15 protein-coding genes and 1 pseudogene are annotated in these 16102 nt (G+C 72.0%); 10 read left to right on the top strand and 6 right to left on the bottom strand.

The features are described 5' to 3' along the window. Positions 1-231 (top strand): hypothetical protein, encoded by a 231-nt coding sequence (locus MFF40_RS21900; RefSeq protein ID WP_147857070.1) that lies wholly within the window; start codon positions 1-3, stop codon positions 229-231. Between the two features lie 12 nt (positions 232-243). Here MFF40_RS21900 and MFF40_RS21895 read toward each other — a convergent pair whose 3' ends face one another. Both MFF40_RS21895 and MFF40_RS21890 read right to left on the bottom strand, forming a co-directional pair. Next, positions 244-588 (bottom strand): BrnA antitoxin family protein, encoded by a 345-nt coding sequence (locus MFF40_RS21895; protein WP_147857069.1) that lies wholly within the window; start codon positions 586-588, stop codon positions 244-246. After that, the gene (locus MFF40_RS21890; protein ID WP_147899439.1) at positions 575-862 is read right to left on the bottom strand and encodes a BrnT family toxin; all 288 of its coding nucleotides are present in this window, start codon (positions 860-862) and stop codon (positions 575-577) included. Before MFF40_RS21890 ends, MFF40_RS21895 begins: the two co-directional genes overlap by 14 nt. Positions 863-1003: 141 nt before the next feature. Here MFF40_RS21890 and mfd point away from each other — a divergent pair, with 141 nt between their 5' ends. Further along, positions 1004-4624, top strand: a complete 3621-nt coding sequence (mfd, locus tag MFF40_RS21885) for a transcription-repair coupling factor (RefSeq protein WP_238262218.1) — start codon at positions 1004-1006, stop codon at positions 4622-4624. Between the two features lie 9 nt (positions 4625-4633). Here the strand turns inward: mfd and MFF40_RS21880 are convergent, their stop codons facing one another. After that, positions 4634-5158, bottom strand: a complete 525-nt coding sequence (locus MFF40_RS21880) for an RES family NAD+ phosphorylase (protein ID WP_147855995.1) — start codon at positions 5156-5158, stop codon at positions 4634-4636. Further along, entirely contained in the window at positions 5155-5598 is a 444-nt protein-coding gene (locus tag MFF40_RS21875; RefSeq protein ID WP_147899416.1) for an Xre family toxin-antitoxin system antitoxin, read from the bottom strand. The genes MFF40_RS21880 and MFF40_RS21875 overlap by 4 nt, the downstream gene beginning before the upstream one ends. Positions 5599-5778: 180 nt before the next feature. Between MFF40_RS21875 and MFF40_RS21870 the strand changes: the two genes are divergently transcribed. The 4 genes and pseudogenes from MFF40_RS21870 to MFF40_RS21855 all read left to right on the top strand — a co-directional run. Continuing rightward, positions 5779-7098, top strand: coding sequence for an AmpG family muropeptide MFS transporter (locus tag MFF40_RS21870; protein WP_147899417.1), 1320 nt, complete (start codon positions 5779-5781; stop codon positions 7096-7098). A gap of 277 nt (positions 7099-7375) precedes the next feature. Beyond that, positions 7376-8734 carry a DUF2778 domain-containing protein gene (locus tag MFF40_RS21865; RefSeq protein ID WP_238262216.1) on the top strand — a complete coding sequence of 453 codons (1359 nt, stop codon included), beginning with the start codon at positions 7376-7378 and terminating at the stop codon, positions 8732-8734. Positions 8735-8908: 174 nt separating this feature from the next. Beyond that, positions 8909-9958 (top strand): HpcH/HpaI aldolase/citrate lyase family protein, encoded by a 1050-nt coding sequence (locus MFF40_RS21860; protein WP_147857554.1) that lies wholly within the window; start codon positions 8909-8911, stop codon positions 9956-9958. A 238-nt stretch (positions 9959-10196) separates the two neighbouring features. Further along, a pseudogene (locus MFF40_RS21855) lies at positions 10197-10463 on the top strand (endonuclease domain-containing protein); the annotation flags it as partial. Between the two features lie 92 nt (positions 10464-10555). Here the strand turns inward: MFF40_RS21855 and MFF40_RS21850 are convergent. Further along, positions 10556-11539 (bottom strand): GlxA family transcriptional regulator, encoded by a 984-nt coding sequence (locus MFF40_RS21850; RefSeq protein WP_238262214.1) that lies wholly within the window; start codon positions 11537-11539, stop codon positions 10556-10558. A gap of 52 nt (positions 11540-11591) precedes the next feature. Between MFF40_RS21850 and MFF40_RS21845 the strand changes: the two genes are divergently transcribed. Then, positions 11592-12362: a DJ-1/PfpI family protein gene (locus MFF40_RS21845; protein WP_147899577.1), complete on the top strand. Its 771-nt coding sequence runs from the start codon at positions 11592-11594 to the stop codon at positions 12360-12362. Positions 12363-12409: 47 nt separating this feature from the next. After that, entirely contained in the window at positions 12410-12748 is a 339-nt protein-coding gene (hspQ, locus tag MFF40_RS21840) for a heat shock protein HspQ (RefSeq protein WP_147857737.1), read from the top strand. A gap of 165 nt (positions 12749-12913) precedes the next feature. Here hspQ and MFF40_RS21835 read toward each other — a convergent pair whose 3' ends face one another. Next, positions 12914-13696, bottom strand: coding sequence for an invasion associated locus B family protein (locus MFF40_RS21835; protein ID WP_238262212.1), 783 nt, complete (start codon positions 13694-13696; stop codon positions 12914-12916). A gap of 477 nt (positions 13697-14173) precedes the next feature. On the opposite strand from MFF40_RS21835, the gene MFF40_RS21830 reads away from it, so the two are divergent. Beyond that, positions 14174-15424, top strand: coding sequence for an AMP-binding protein (locus MFF40_RS21830; RefSeq protein ID WP_238262210.1), 1251 nt, complete (start codon positions 14174-14176; stop codon positions 15422-15424). 161 nt (positions 15425-15585) lie between these two features. Then, the gene (locus MFF40_RS21825) at positions 15586-15930 is read left to right on the top strand and encodes a hypothetical protein (RefSeq protein ID WP_147899101.1); all 345 of its coding nucleotides are present in this window, start codon (positions 15586-15588) and stop codon (positions 15928-15930) included. Positions 15931-16102 lie beyond the last annotated feature (172 nt).

The raw sequence follows: 16102 nt of genomic DNA, 5'->3' as shown, positions 1-16102 counted from the left end.
ATGGACGAGCCCAAGCCCCCCTACGACCACCCCGCCCGGTCGATCGCGACCGAACTCGTGGTGCGCATCATGCTGGAGATGATGGAGCGCGACGACCCGGCGCTGCGCGCGGAGATCCTGCGGCAGGCGACCAGTCGGGCCGCCGCGATGACCGAGACCATGCCCAACGCCGACTTCTTCCGCGGCCGGGTCGAGGCGGCGCTGGCGGAGATCGTCGGGGCTGACGCGTGAAGTCGAGGGGGCTTAGCGCCCCTTCCCGGCCGCCCGCATGTGGTTCCGCAGCACGGCGTTGATCCGGGCTTGGTAGCCGCGGCCGGCTTTTCGGAAGTATTGCAGGACGTCGCTGTCGAGCTTGATCGATACGGCTTCCTGAGTGGGGGGCGAGGCCGCACGTTCCCAGAAGGCATCGTCGAGGCCGGGGTGGTCTAGGTCAGTCGCGCTCATGCGCTCGACCTCGTCCTCTGTAAGAGCCGCGAGCTTGGCGCGGTCGCTCTCGGCAACCACGGGCCGGAACGCGCCATCGGGATGGCGTTGCAGCAGCGTTCCATCCGCCAGGCTCATGAACGTGATCGCATCAGCGTTCGCCATAGCGTGCGCGCTCCTTCCTGTTCGCGGGCCAAGCGGTGATGAGCCACGTAACCGGTCCGCGCATAGTGTAGACGACAGTGAAGACGACAGTGAAAATGCCGCCCAGCGCCTGGCCGATGGTCACGCGGCGTTCCTCGCCGTAATCACGGCGATCGTCCAGCAGGTCGAGCCGTGCATCGTCGGCGAAAACCTCGGCCATATCCAACAGGTCGAAGTGCCGCGCCTCCAGCAGGAGCGCACGCTTCCCCGAATCGCAGCTAAACACGCGTTCCATGCTGGAGCGTAGCCACCAAATAGGGCACCGTCAGCCACTCGAACGCCGCCGCCGAAACGCTTTATCACGACGGCTCAATGGGCTAACGCCGGCCCGCGTCAGCCCTCCCTGTGCCCGGCGGGACTCCCCGCGAAAGACCCGATGGCCAAGCCCCAGCCGAAGTCCTCCCCGAAGCCCTCCCAGAAGCCCCCTGCCCCGGCCGCCAAGCCGCAGGCCGCGCGCTTCGCCCTGCCGAAGTCCTCGGCGCTCGCGCAGGTGCTCGAGGCCCTGAAGCGCGGCGACAGCCCGGTCCTGGCGAACGCCCCGGAGGGGTTCGACGCGCTCGCGGTGGCCGACCTCGCCCGGGCGCTGGCGCCCACCGTCGACGCCCCCGCGGTGCTGGTCCACGTGGCGCGCGATTCCGGGCGCTCGGCGGCGTTCCAGTCGGCGCTGGGCTTCGTCGCGCCCGAGATGGACGTGATGAACCTGCCGGCCTGGGACTGCCAGCCCTACGACCGGGTCTCGCCGACCACGGCCACGGCCGCCGCCCGGATGACGGCTTTGGCCCGCCTGGCCCGGACCCGCTCCGCCGAGGACCGCCCGCGCATCCTCTGCACCACGGTCAACGCCCTGGTGCAGCGGGTGCCGCCCCGCGGCCACATCGCCAAGGAGGCGTTCTCGGCGGCGATCGGCAACGTCGTGGCGATGGACGACGTGGTCGCCTGGGTCGAGGCCAACGGTTTCCTGCGCACGGGGACGGTACGGGACACGGGCGAGTACGCGGTGCGCGGCGGCATCCTCGACCTGTCGCCGCCGGGCCTGCCGGTGCCGATCCGCCTCGACTTCTTCGGCGACACGCTGGAATCGATCCGCGCCTTCGATCCGGAGACCCAGCGCACCACCGGCCAATTGCGCTCGCTCGACCTGATGCCGATGAGCGAGGTCCAGCTCACCACCGAGACGATCCGGCGCTTCCGCCAGGGCTACATCCAGAGTTTTGGCGCGGCGACCCGGGACGACCGGCTCTACGAGACCGTGAGCGAGGGCCGCCGCTATGCCGGCCTCGAGCACTGGATGCCGCTGTTCTACGGCGAACTCGACACGCTGTTCGACTATCTCGGCGGCGTGCCGCTGGTGTTCGACCCGCAGGTCGAGGATGCCGCCGCCGAGCGGATCAGCCTCGTGCAGGATTACTACCAGGCCCGCGAGGGCGCGATGAAGACGCCCCAGTCCGGCGTCGCCCCCTACAAGCCGCTGCCGCCGCGCGCCCTCTACCTGACCCCGAACGAGCTGAAGGAGCGGATCGCCGCCGCCACCGTGGCGCGGCTGACGCCCTTCGCCCAGCCGGACTCGCCCGAGCGCGCGGTCATCGATTGCGGCGCAAAATCCGGAAGAAACTTCGCGCCGGAGCGCGCGAACGAGAGCGCCAGCGTGTTCGACGCGGCGGTGGCCCATATCCGCGACCTCCAGGGATCCGGTCATCACGTGATCCTGGGATCCTGGTCCGACGGCTCCCGCGACCGGCTCTGCGGCGTGCTCGCCGACCACGGCCTGAGGAAGCCCGTGGCGATCACCCGCCTGTCGGACGTCTACGCGCTGAAGCGCGGCGCCGATTCCGCCGTGGCGGTCTGGGGCCTGGAGGCGGGCTTCACGGTGGGCGAACTCGCCGTGGTCTCCGAGGGCGACATCCTGGGCGACCGGCTGGTGCGCCAGAAGCGCAAGGCCAAGCGGCCCCAGGACGTGATCCTGGAGGTGCAGGCGCTCCAGCCCGGCGACCTCGTGGTCCATGCCGACCACGGCATCGGCCGGTTCTCCGGCCTGAAGACGATCCACGCCGCCGGCGCCCCGCACGATTGCCTGGAGCTGAGCTACACCGGCGGCCTGCTGCTGCTGCCGGTGGAGAACATCGAACTCCTGACCCGCTACGGCTCGGAGGATTCGGAGGTCGCCCTCGACCGACTCGGCGGCGGCGCCTGGCAGGCCCGCAAGGCCAAGATGAAGCGCCGCATCCTCGAGATGGCGGGCGAATTGATCAAGGTCGCGGCCCAGCGCTTCGTCCGGAAGGCGCCGGTGCTCAAGACGCCGGAGGGACTCTACGGCGAGTTCGCCGCCCGCTTCCCGTTCGAGGAGACCGAGGACCAGGCCAACGCCATCGACGCGGTGCTGGACGACCTCAATGCCGGGCGTCCGATGGACCGGCTGGTCTGCGGCGATGTCGGCTTCGGCAAGACCGAGGTGGCGTTGCGCGGCGCCTTCGCGGCGGCGATCGCCGGCAAGCAGGTGGCGGTGATCGTGCCGACCACCCTGCTCGCCCGCCAGCATTTCCGGACCTTCACCGAGCGGTTCAAGGGGCTGCCGATCCAGATCGCCCAGCTGTCCCGGTTCGTCTCGGCCGGGGACATGAAGCAGACCCGCGCCGGCCTGATCGCCGGCACGGTGGACATCGTGGTCGGCACCCACGCGCTCCTGGCGAAAAACATCGCGTTCAAGGATCTCGGCCTGATCATCGTCGACGAGGAGCAGCATTTCGGCGTCGCCCACAAGGAGCGGCTGAAGGCGCTCCAGGCGGATGTCCACGTGCTGACGCTCTCGGCGACCCCGATCCCGCGCACGCTTCAGCTCGCCATGACCGGCGTGCGCGAACTGTCGATCATCGCGACGCCCCCGGTGGACCGGCTGGTGGTGCGCACCTTCGTGACCCCGTTCGACCCGCTGACCATCCGGGAGGCGCTGCTGCGCGAGCGCTACCGCGGCGGCCAGTCGTTCTATGTCGTGCCCAGGATCGAAGATCTGGCGGACGTGAAGAAGTTCCTCGATGCCGAGATGCCGGAGATCAAGGTCGCGATCGCCCACGGCCAGATGGCGGCGGGACAGCTCGAGGACGTGATGACCGCCTTCTACGAGGGCAAGTTCGACGTGCTGCTCTCGACCACCATCGTGGAATCGGGCCTCGACATCCCCACCGCCAACACGCTGATCGTGCACCGGGCCGACATGTTCGGCCTGGCCCAGCTCTACCAGCTGCGCGGCCGCGTCGGCCGCTCGAAGGCCCGCGCCTACGCGTTGTTCACGACCCCGGCCAACCGCCAGCTCACGACCCAGGCCGAGCAGCGGCTCAAGGTGCTCCAGACCCTCGACACCCTGGGCGCCGGCTTCCAGCTCGCCAGCCACGACCTCGACATCCGCGGCGCCGGCAACCTCCTGGGCGACGCCCAGTCCGGCCACATCAAGGAGGTCGGCTACGAACTCTACCAGCAGATGCTGGAGGACGCGGTCACGGCGCTCAAGGCCGGCATCGAGGACGTGCCCGAGGAGGCGTGGTCGCCGACCATCGCGCTCGGCGCCCCGGTGACCATCCCGGAGACCTATGTCGAGGATCTCGGGGCGCGGCTGTCCCTCTACCGGCGGCTCGCCACCCTCCAGGACGATGCCGAGATGGAGAGTTTCGGGGCCGAGATGATCGACCGGTTCGGGCCGCTGCCGCCGGAGGTGGAGCAGCTCCTCAAGATCGGCACGATCAAGATCCTGTGCCTCAAGGCCAATGTCGAGAAGGTCGAGGCCGGCCCGAAGGGCGTGGTCGTCCACTTCCGGGACAAGTCCTACGCCAACCCGCAGGGTCTGGTGGCGTTCGTGGCCGAGCAGGCCTCCTTCGCCAAGGTGCGGCCCGACATGAGCGTCGTGTTCGTGCGCGAGCTGACCACGATCCCGGCCCGGCTCAAGACCGCCACCGAGGTGCTGCGCAGCCTCGTGAAGATCGCCGAGCGGGTGAAGAAGGCGGCGTGAGGGGGGGCGTCACTCCAGGGCGGCGTCCTCGTCTCCCGCCACTGCGGGCTGAGCCCTCGCGAACAGCCGATCATCCCATGGCACGGGGATATGCCGGCCGTGGGAGACCAGGCGGAATTCCGGATGCGTCGGATTGATGAGGACGTTCTCGGCGACGCGCGCGACGACGCTGGGGACGAAGAGGAGCAGCGAACGGTTCGCGCGAAACCAGGCCTCCCCATACGTTTGGGCGACGGACGGGTCTTGGGCATCCCAGCCCGGCAAGGCCGTGACGTTCACGGTCTCGTAGGATAGCCCGGCCGAGAGGATGATCTCGATGTAGTGCTGGTTCGGTGGAAGCGATCCGCTGCCGTGGACGAGCTTCTCCAGCATGGCCGTCGCGTAGTCAGTCGACGCGTAGATGACGGGGCTGCCTGCCGTGTTCCAGCGACCGGGATAGAGGCTCGAACCCGTCGCATCGAAGATCGGATAGGCCCCCGCGGGGTCGCCGATCCGGTAAGCCTTCTGGACGCGGTCGAGCTTCTGCGCGGTCACGCGACGGAACCGACCTGGAGACGTCCCAGGATAGCCTCGACGCGCGGACCGCCGAATTCCGATTCCATCACGATATCGATCGGGGGGCGCCCTTCCAGCAGAGCATGCGGACGGTGCAGGAATGCGCGCGCGGCGTCCTCGTCCTTCCACACCTCGCAGGCCAGCGCCCAGACGCGCGCCAGCCGAACGACCTTCGCGCCTTCCAACTCGGAGAGGCGTGCGGAGCCCGCCTGCGGCGCGTTCCGCCGCGTCAGCGTCGCCTTCTTCACGACGCTGAACCGGAAATTGCGGTCTTTGGGGGCGACCGCGGAGGCGACCCGCTCGAGCGCCTGGACGGGTAGGCCTTCCCTGACCTGTCTGACGATCTCGCTCGTCGACACGGGGCCCGACGGCGACGGGCCGACACCGAGCAGATCGACCAGCTGGGCGTTGTTCGTCATGGCAGGGTCTCCGTTTCACATGAGCCTGATTTATGGCTCATGTGAAACGTGAGCAAGCTGTCGCTCACCGGCCTTTCCGTCCGACCCATGGAAGACCCGCTCGGCGCCGGCTGGGTGACAGGCGTTGCGCCGTCCGCCCGTCTCTGGCTCTGTGCCCGGGCACCCCCAGGAGACGCGCAGATGGCAAACCCGGCGCAGGCCACCGGCGCGTCAGCCTCGAAAAGATCCGAAAACCACGCCTTCCTGACGCCCCTGTTCACCGACCGGCGGGTCGTGGCGATGCTGGGCTTGGGCTTCGCGCAGGGCATCCCGTTCCTGCTCGTCTACGCGACGCAGTCGGCCTGGCTGGTCCAGGCCAAGGTGCCGCTGGCGACGATCGGGCTGATGAGCGAGCTGACCATCGCGTACAAGCTCAAGTTCCTCTGGGCGCCGTTCCTCGATCGGCACGACGCGCCCCTGCTCGGGCGCTGGCTCGGGCGCCGGCGGGGCTGGATCGTCGCCACCCAGATCTTGGTGGCGCTGGCGCTCGCCGGGGTGGCGTTCGGCGATCCGGCGCATTGGCTCGCCTGGACGGTGGCGTTCTCCCTGGCGCTCGGGGTGGCGGGGGCGACCCAGGACGTGGTGATCGACGGCTGGCGCATCACCGCGGCGCCGCCCGAGCGGCAGGCGCTGATGTCGTCCTGGTCGGAGATCGGCTACCGGGTCGGCAACCTCGCGGCCGGGGCCGGCGCCCTCTACCTGTCCGACGCCTACGGCTGGCGCGCCGCCTACCTGTGCATGGCGGTGCTGCTCGCCCCCGGCACGATCGCGGCGCTGCTGGCCCCCGAGCCCCCCGCCGCGCCGCTGCCGCCCGGCGGCTTCGTCGAGACCGTCTGGGCGCCGATCCGCGACCTGCTGGCCCGCCTCGGCCCCCTGGCGGTGCCGGTGCTCGCGCTGGTGGCTGGCTTCCGGATGCCCGGCTACGTGTCGAGCACCATGGCGATCCCGCTGTTCAAGACGCTGGGCTACACCAACACCGACATCGCCACGGTGACCAAGCTGTTCGGCTTCTGGATCGCGCTGGGCGGCACCTTCCTGGCGAGCGCCATCATCCCGCGGATCGGCATGATGGCGAGCCTGCTGATCGGCACCGTGGTGGCCTCGGCCTCGCATCTGGCGCTCGCCTACCTCGCCTGGCACGGCGGCCATGGCGGGGCGGCGTTCTGGACCTTCGCGGTCACGGTCGGGATCGACGGCTTCGCCTACGCCTTCGCGTCGATCGTGCTGATCACCTACATGTCCCGGCTCGCGGCCACCGAGCACGCGGCCAGCCAGTACGCCCTGCTGACCTCGCTCTGCGCCCTCCCGGGAAGCGTGCTCGCCGGGTTCTCGGGCTTCGTGATCGAGTGGACCGGCTTCGCGTGGTTCTTCGTCGGCACCTCGCTGATCGGCGTGCCGGTGGCGTTGCTGTGTCTCCTGGTGGCGCGCCGCCACGGGCCGATGGAGGCGCCGGCCCGGTAACGGCCTGCAGACGAGCGGACGGTCTCCTCAGTCTTCGCGCGTCGGCGACCGCTTTTCGGGGCGCGTGTCCGGTGTTCCGCACGCCGTCCGAGCGTGTTCCAGGGCGGTGCGTCCGGCGTTGCCGGCTCTTTAGCCAAGATTAACCACGCCGAGGCCTAATGGGCTGGACGGTTGATGTCCTCCCCAGACGGGCAGCCCAGGCCACGTGCGCGGAAAAAGCCTCCGCGGGCGAACGGCGACGGCTGCCATACGGGGAAGCGCGTACGCGAGTTCCCGCATGGCCCAGGTTGCGTATTCCCGACCCGCGTACCGCGATGCCGCCTGTTTCGCGGCCCCATTCGCGGCCCCTCTCCCGGCCCCCGGGCCGGCGCCCTATCCGCGCCTCGTCTACGAGGCGTCTTACGCGCCCCCGGGCCGGGCGCCCTACCCGAGCGCCATGCGGCGGGCCCGCCGCCGCGCCCGGCTCACGGCGCTGATCTCGCTGGCCGCCCTGTCGATGGCCGGCTGGACCGTCCTGACCCTGCCGCACGGCCTGCCGATCACTTGGTCGACTACCGGGAGCGAGACCGCCCCGGTCGCCGAGGCGCAGCCCGCCCCCGCATCCCGGCCCGCGCCGCGGCCGAGCATCGCCTGGATGCTCGATCCGAGCCCGGCGCTCGGCTCCGGCGCCGCCACAGCCTTCGGGGCGCCGCCCCCGGCCGCGTCCTTCCAGGTCGCGGTGGCCGAACCGTCCCCGGCGGTCCGGGAGATCGCCCAGCGGGTCGCCCGCAAGGTGGTCCAGGCCCGGATGGCGTCGGCCGAGCCGGCCCCCGCTCCCGTCGTCCAAGCCCCGATCGCGCAGGCGGCCGCCGTGCCCGCCAAGGCAGCCGCGCCGGTCCGGGTCGCCGCCGCCGAGCCGACCCCCGCCGCCCTCGCGCCGAGCCTCGTCCCCAATCTCGTCCCCTTGCCGGTGGCCCGTCCGTCCGAGCTGCGGCGCCCGGCCGTGGCCCCGGCCCCCCGGGTGGCGGCCCGCGCCCTGCCCCGCACCCGCGACGTGTTCCGCGCCGCCATGGCGGAGGAGCCGTCCTTCCTCGAGACGCTGTTCGGCGTCGGCGCCGCCGCGCCCCGCGCGGAGTCGCGTCAGGCGCTCGCCTATGCCAGCCCGGACGCCCTGCCCCAGGAGGCGCCGCGCACCCGGATCAGCGCTGCCCCCGAATCCGTCGCCGGCACCGCCGTCTACGACATCACCGCCCGCACCGTGACCCTCCCCTCCGGCGATGTGCTGGAGGCCCATTCCGGCCTCGGCGAGGCCATGGACGACCCGCGCTACGTCCACCTGCGCATGCGCGGCTCGACGCCCCCCGGCACCTACGACCTGACCGAGCGCGAGCGCCTGTTCCACGGGGTCCGGGCGATCCGCCTCAACCCGGTCGGCGGCAGCCGCGCGATCCACGGCCGCGACGGCCTGCTCGCCCACACCTACATGCTGCGCCAGCCCGGCGCCTCGAACGGCTGCGTCTCGTTCCGCGACTACAACCGCTTCCTGCAGGCGTTCCTCCGGGGCGAGGTCCGCCGCCTCGTGGTGGTGGCCGGCAGCCGGGGCGACTTCTTCGGCAGCCGGGTCGGCATGGCCGACCGCCCGGGCCGGCGGGGCTGACGCGCGCGCGTCACAGCGCGGATGGCGGGCCGGTCCCGATTGCACGACGGCCGGGAACGGCTCCGGGCGGCTGCCCCCAAAGTCGGAGGGTGCTCTGGCGATGGGTGCCTTTACGCGCCGGCCCAAGCCTGCCTTAACGGGGCCAGACGCCAAGCCCGTTACAAGAGGCCCATCATGAAACTGCCCCGCCGCTTCTTCCAGCCCCTCGCCACCGGCGCGCCGGCCCCGTTCCGCGAGCTGCCGGTGCGGCTGGAGCGGATGATCCACTTCGTCCCGCCCCACAACGACAAGGTCCGCGCCCGGGTGCCCGAGCTCGCCGGCACCGTGGACGTGGTGCTGGGCAACCTGGAGGACGCGGTCCCGGCCGACCAGAAGGAGGCGGCCCGCAAGGGCTTCGTCGCCATGGCGCAGGCGACCGACTTCGCCGCCACCGGCACCGGCCTCTGGACCCGGATCAACGCCCTCAACTCGCCCTGGATCCTGGACGACCTGTTCACCATCGTCGCCGAGGTGGGATCCAAGCTCGACGTCGTGATGGTGCCCAAGGTCGAGGGGCCGTGGGACATCCACTACGTCGACCAGCTGCTCGCCCAGCTCGAGGCCCGGCACGGGGTGACCAAGCCGATCCTGATCCACGCGATCCTGGAGACCGCCGAGGGCGTGGCCAACGTCGACGCCATCGCGTCGGCTTCTCCGCGGATGCACGGCATGAGCCTCGGCCCGGCCGACCTGGCGGCGTCGCGCGGCATGAAGACCACCCGGGTCGGCGGCGGCCACCCGGATTACCGGGTGCTCAGCGATCCCGCGGGCGACGCGCCCCGGGCCACCGCCCAGCAGGACCTCTGGCACTACACCATCGCCAAGATGGTCGACGCCTGCATGGCCAACGGCATCAAGGCGTTCTACGGCCCGTTCGGCGACTTCTCCGACGGCGATGCCTGCGAGGCGCAGTTCCGCAACGCCTTCCTGATGGGCTGCGCCGGCGCCTGGACGCTGCATCCGAGCCAGGTGACGATCGCCAAGCGCGTCTTCGCCCCCGACCCCGCCGAGGTGGCGTTCGCGGCCCGCATCGTCGCGGCCATGCCCGACGGCACCGGCGCCGTGATGCTCGACGGCAAGATGCAGGACGACGCCACCTGGAAGCAGGCCAAGGTCATCGTGGACCTGGCCAAGCTGGTCGCCGCGAAGGATCCGGAACTGGCGGCGGTGTATCAGCTGGGGTAGCGCGCGGGGGGGGGCGATGCCGGGGAGGTGTGGCCCGTTCCAGGGAACTGCACTGGCTTTTGAAGGTCGCGACGCGCCCCCTCTCCCGTGCGGGAGAGGGCTGGGGTGAGGGGCCAGGTCTTTCCGGAGAGGTCGCATCCCTCACCCTGTCCCTCTCCCGCACGGGAGAGGGGACCCGCGCTTCGTCCTGATCCGGTATCATCCCGTCGATTCGGTGCCGTGCCGTTGAGACGACCCGGTGAGCAGATCGATTTCCCGGGCACGCCATCTCCGGCGGACACAGACCGCCGCCGAGGCCAAGCTCTGGCGCGTCCTGCGGAACCGCGCGCTCAATGGCTGGAAGTTCCGCCGCCAGTATCCGATCGACCGCTTCATCGTGGATTTCGCCTGTGTCGAGGCGAGGCTCGTGGTGGAGGTCGATGGCGCGACGCATTCGACCGGGCATGAGCTTGTCTACGATGCCGCACGCACGAAAATCATCGAAGCCTGCGGCTTCGCCCTGCTGCGCATCCTGAATGCCGACATCCACCAGGATCTCGACGGCGTGCGCGAGACCATCTGGGCTGCTCCCGTCCGGCGATCCGGTGTGCCCCCCCCTCACCCCCCGAACCGCGCCCGATACGCCTGCGGCGTCGCCGCCACGTGCCGCAGGAAGCTGCGCCGCAGGGTCTCCTCGGAGCCGAAGCCGCAGGTCCGGGCGATGCGCTTCACCGGTTGCGCGGTCTCGGCGAGCGCCCGCCGGGCCGCCTCGATCCGCAGGCGCTCCACGGCCCTGGCCGGGGTGAGGCCGGTCGCCTCCCGGTAGTGCCGGCTCAGGCTGCGTTCGCTCATCCCGGCGGCCTCCGCCAGGGCCGGGAGCGACAGATCCCCCGACAGGTTTTGGGCGATGAAGGCGTGCAGGGCGGCGAAGCGGTCCTCCCCGGCCTGCAGGGCCAAGGCCGCGCTGAACTGCGCCTGCCCGCCGGGGCGCTTCAGGAACATCACGAGGTGGCGCGCCACCGCCAGGGCGAGGTCGCGGCCGAGATCGGCCTCGACCAGGGCCAGCGCCAGGTCGATCCCCGCGGTGACGCCCGCGGAGGTCCAGACCGGGCCGTCCTGCACGAAGATCGGGTCGGGCTCGACCCGGGCCAGCGGATAGCGCCGGGCCAGGGCACCGCAATGCTTCCAGTGGGTCACCGCCCGCCGCTCGTCGAGGAATCCCGTGGCCCCGAGCAGGAACGCGCCCGTGCAGACCGAGGCGACCCGGCGCGCCCACCCGGCCCGGTCCCGCGCCCAGGCCACCAGCGCCGGGTCGGCGCAGGCCGCCGTGACGCCGGGCCCGCCCGCGACGATCAGGGTGTCCACCGGCGCGCCGCGCTCCGGCAGCGGGTCGGCCACCAGCCGCAGGCCGGCCGAGGCGGTGAGCGCCCCGTCGCCGGCCGCGATCACCCGCGGCGCGTAGGGCGCGAGCCCGCCGCTCAGGTCGTTCGCCGTGGCGAAGACCTGGAGCGGCCCGGCGACGTCGAGGAGCTGCACCGCCGGGAAGGCCAGCAGCTCCACGGGGCGCGGGGTATCTGGCGAGAAACGAGGGGTCTTTGGCATCTCGGCCAGACCGTGGCGCGGTAGGGTCTCCCTGTCCAGCGCGGAGGCCCGCATGATTCCCCCCGAGACCCATCTGCAGATCGGTTCGCTCCTGTTCGAGGGGCTCGACCAGATCGACCTCACCGGGCCGTTCGAGGTCCTGTCGCGGATCCCCAATGCGACCTACCGGATCTACGGGCCGAGCCTGGACCCGGTGCGCGACCTGCGCGGCCTCCGGATCACCCCCGACGCCACCCTGGCGCAGGCGCCGCGCCTCGACGTGCTGCACATCCCCGGCGGCCAGGGCCAGGAGGCGCTGATGCGCGACGCCGCCGTGCTCGGCTGGATCCGCAGCCAGGCCTCGGGCGCCTCCCACGTCTTCTCGGTCTGCACCGGCGCGCTGCTGCTCGGGGCGGCGGGGCTGCTGGTCGGGCGGCGGGCGACGACCTACTGGAACGCGGTCCACCTGCTGCCTTGGTTCGGGGCGGAGGCGGTGGACGCGCGGGTGGTGATCGACCCCGATGCCGACGGCCGCACCTGGCTGTTCGCCGCCGGGGTCACCGCGGGGATCGACGGCGCGCTGCAGCTCGCGGCCGAGTTGCGCGGCGACGATGCCGCCCGGCTGATCCAGCTCGGCATGCAATACGCCCCGGAGCCGCCCTTCGACAGCGGCACGCCGCGCGGCGCCCCGCCGGCGATCCTGGCGCAGGCCCGGGAGGCGGCGGCCGGGATCACCGCCCGGCGCGAGGCCACCGCCCGGGCGATCGCGGCCGAACTCGGCATCCCGGAGCCGGGACCTGCCGAATCACACCTCGGTCACCAGGAGATGACACCGGCCCGGTGACACGCCTCGGCATCGGTCCTATCTGTCCGCTCTGGGCGGGCAGAGTCATGACGGACGTAACACTGAGAACCGCGAAGTTCGCGATCGGCGCCGTGGTGCGTCACAGGATCTACCCGTTCCGGGGTATCGTGTTCGACGTCGACCCGGTGTTCGACAACACCGAGGAATGGTGGCTGGCGATCCCCGAGGATGTCCGGCCGCGCAAGGACCAGCCGTTCTACCACCTGCTCGCCGAGAACGCCGAGACCGAGTACGTCGCCTACGTGTCCGAGCAGAACCTCCTGCCGGACACCTCCGGCGAGGCGCTGCGCCATGCCGGCATCGCCGAGATGTTCGAGCGCGACGCGGCCGGCGGCTACCGCGTGCGCGACCGCGTCCGGAACTGATTTTTTTTCGACGGTCTTCGAAGGAGCCGGCCGAGTCCGTCCTTCCGAGGTCCGGGCTCCCGAAGGGCGAGCCCTTTGGGAGCCCCCGAATCCCGGCGCCGGCGATCGCGCATGAAAAAGGGGCCGGCCCTCGCGGTCCGGCCCCGATCGCGATCCGCTGCGGCGTTACTTCGCCGCCGGAGCGGGGGCGGCGCCGGCCGCCGGGGCGGCGCTGCCCTGCTGCTCGAGCTTCTTGCGCATGTCCTCGGAGCGCTTCTCCAGCTCCGACTGCAGCTTCTTCTGCTGCTCTTCCAGGACCTTCGGGTCGATGGCCGGGCCGTCGAAGGCCTTGCCGAAGCCGGCCAGCGGCACCGCGAAGGTGACTTCGCGCTGGGTCTGGTTCTGGACCGAGACGTTGAGGGTCGTGCCCTTCTTCATCGCGGCGACGACGCCGGCATCGACGCCGCCGGCCTCGGCGAAGCAGCCGTTCGGGAAGCAGACCGCGAAGCGGCCCGGGGTCGCGGCCTGGCCGTCGACGTTGAAGCGGATGCCCGGCTGCAGCAGCAGGCCGAGCGGCAGAAGGTAGCGCACCACGCGCACTTCCTGCTTCTGTGCGGCGTTCTTCATCTCGTAGACGGCCACCGCCAGCACGGGCTGGCCCTGGTCGGACACGAAGTCGCGCGTCGTGTAGCAGATGTCGGTGCCGGAGCCCTGGTCCTTGCCGCAGACCTTGGTCCAGTCGGCCTGGCTCGGCTCGGACTTCACGGTCACGATCTGGGGACCGGTCTGCGCGGCGGCGCCGGCCGGCGTGTTGGCGGCCGGGGTGTTCGGCGCGGTGGGGGCGGGCGCGGTCGGCGCGGGGGCCGCGGGCTTCTTCGCCTGGGACAGCGCCGGGGCGGCCGCGAGGCCGAGGCCCGCAAGGCCGAGGAGGGCGGCGCGTGCCAGCGTCGCGGGGCGGGTGAAGGACATCGGCTCTGACCCCTTTGGAGAAACGTGGTGTGGCTTGCGGAATGCGGAGCCGGCCTGACGGGCTGGTCCGCCGGACCGCCCGGGCACGCAGCGCCGTGGCGTGCCTCCCGGGGCTCCGGATGAATCGGTCCGACCATCGGGCGAGGATGGGCGCCTCATGCGCGCATCCCTCGCCCCGGCGACCGGGCGGCCTGCCTGTCCCCTCCGAATGAGGCGAAGGCATGACACCACGGCATCGCGCGCCCCTCGGAGCGCGTCGTGCCGCAGCGGCCTCCGATAGGCTCCTGCCTCCCCGGCCGCAAGCGCGACGTTGCCCGCGCCCGCGTGCACGGCCCCCGGGCGCCGCGCGGATCCGCGGCCGCGGCGCGGCGACAGCCTCGCCCAAGGGAGCCGGTCTCAAGTGGTCGCCTCTTAGGCGCCGGTTAACCATGGTCGGACGACCATGCGGATGGATCTGCGGTTCGAGCGGGGGGCGGATTGAGCGCGTTCGCGGTGGCGGAGAGGAATGCCGACGCCGCGCCGGACGCGTCCGCGCGGTCCGGCGGGCTGTCCGCCAGCCTGTTCGCGGCGGCCCGGTCCGGCCCGCAGCGCACGGCCCTGCGTGATTCGGGGGACCGGGCGGCGTGGTGCGGGCGCCCGCCGATCACCTGGACCTACGCGGCGGCGGCGGAGATCGTCGGCCGGCTCGCGCGCGGGATCGGCGCCTGGCGGCTGCCCGCGGGCAGCCGGGTCGGCCTGTGGTTCTCCGGCGGCGCCGAATCGGCCCTCGCCCACCTGGCCGTCGAGGCGGCCGGCCACCTGCCCTGCCCGATGCCCGCCCTCTGGGATGCCGGGCAGCTCTCGGCCGGGATCGCGTCCGCCGGCCTGGTCGCGGTGCTGACGGAGGGCCGCCGCGGGGCGCGCCGTCCGGCCGAGGACCTCGCCCAGGCGGCCATGGGCCATTTCGGCCTGCGCTACCTCGCCGCCTTCGGGCCCGGCGTCCCGGACGGCGTGATCAGCCTCGACGCGATGGCCCTGGAACGCGGGGTCGCCGAGCCGGTGGCGAGCCGCGGCCTCGTGACCTTCGTGGCGGGCGACCCGGGCCGGCCGGTCTACCGCAGCGCGGCGGCGTTCGCCGCGGCGATCGACGCCCACCTCGACGTCCTGCCGGTGACGGCGGACGAACGGATCCTGACGCTCCTGCCGGCCCACGACCTGCGCGGGCTGGTCACCGGCCTCGGCGCGGCGCTGGCGGCCGGGGCCAGCCTCGAGACCGTGATTCCCTTCGACGAGGCGGGGTTCCGCGCCGGCCTGATGCGGCCGGTGCCGACCCGGCTCGTGGTCCCGTCCCTGATCGAGGCGGCGCTCGCCGCCCTGCCCCTGCCCTGGACCGTGCGGGCCCTCCACGTGGTCCACCGGGCGCCCGCGCACCTGATCCCGGGCCCCGTCGCCGAATCGGCCGGCCCGCGCCGCCTCGATTCGCTGGTGTTCGGCGAGGACGTGGTCCTCACGCGACCGGGCGGCCGCGACCTGGCCGCGACCCTGGCCGATCCGGAGCGGGCGCCCCTGCCCCGGGCGCTCCTCGATCTCGCGCTCCTGGATCGCGGCTTGGCTTATCGCGGCTTGGCCTGCGCGGCGGCGCCCCTCCCCCGCGGCGGCGTCCCCGACCAGGACCCGCAGGCTTGGCGGCGTTCGGGCTACGGGCCGGTCTGGGCCGGCGGGACCGTGACCGGGGTCGAGACGGCCTGAACCGCGGACCGCTTTCGGTTCATCCCGCGCTCAGGCGCGGCGGATAATCTCGCAGGCGCACACAACCGGACGGATCCGATCCGCTCCTTCGCGGGTTTCGCTTCGGATTGTGGTTCTGGCTATCTTCCCAAGCCCCGCTTCATGAGGTACCGCTCAAGCCTATGGGTGCGCTGCAACAAGTGCTCGTGGTCGATGACGGTGTTCGCGCCGTGGACCGGTCCCTTTCGGGCGAGCTGGCCAACCTCGGCTACGCGAGCGTCACCGCCTCGATGGAGGCGGCGGACGACGTGCTGGCCGTGATCGCCCGCCCCGCGGCGGTGCTGCTCCAGGCCCCGACCCGTCGGGACCCGGCCTACGCCCGCCGCGCCGCACGCCTGCGCGCCCAGCTGCGGGACCGCGGCATCCCGGTCCTCCTGATCGGCGACGCGGCCGAGGGCCGGGCCGGCGGCCCGGTCGACCTCGCCACCCGCCTCGGCGCCTACGTGGCCGCCCAGCCGGACCTCTGAAGAGACCCCTTCGCCCGAAGCCTCGCCACCGTTGTTGCGCGCGCAGCGAAGCAAGCTAGGGCAGCGCGCCGTCGCCCGAATCGGGCGCATTCTTGAGTCGCTTCGCCGCGCTCGCGTTGACGGACCAGGATGGCACGCCCGAACGATTGCGTTCGATGCGGCCAAGGTCACC

It is taken from the genome of Methylobacterium mesophilicum (assembly GCF_022179445.1).
Classification (GTDB): domain Bacteria; phylum Pseudomonadota; class Alphaproteobacteria; order Rhizobiales; family Beijerinckiaceae; genus Methylobacterium; species Methylobacterium mesophilicum.
The sequence above is the reverse complement of the archived record's forward strand: the minus strand, read 5'-3'. Positions and strand labels throughout refer to the sequence as shown.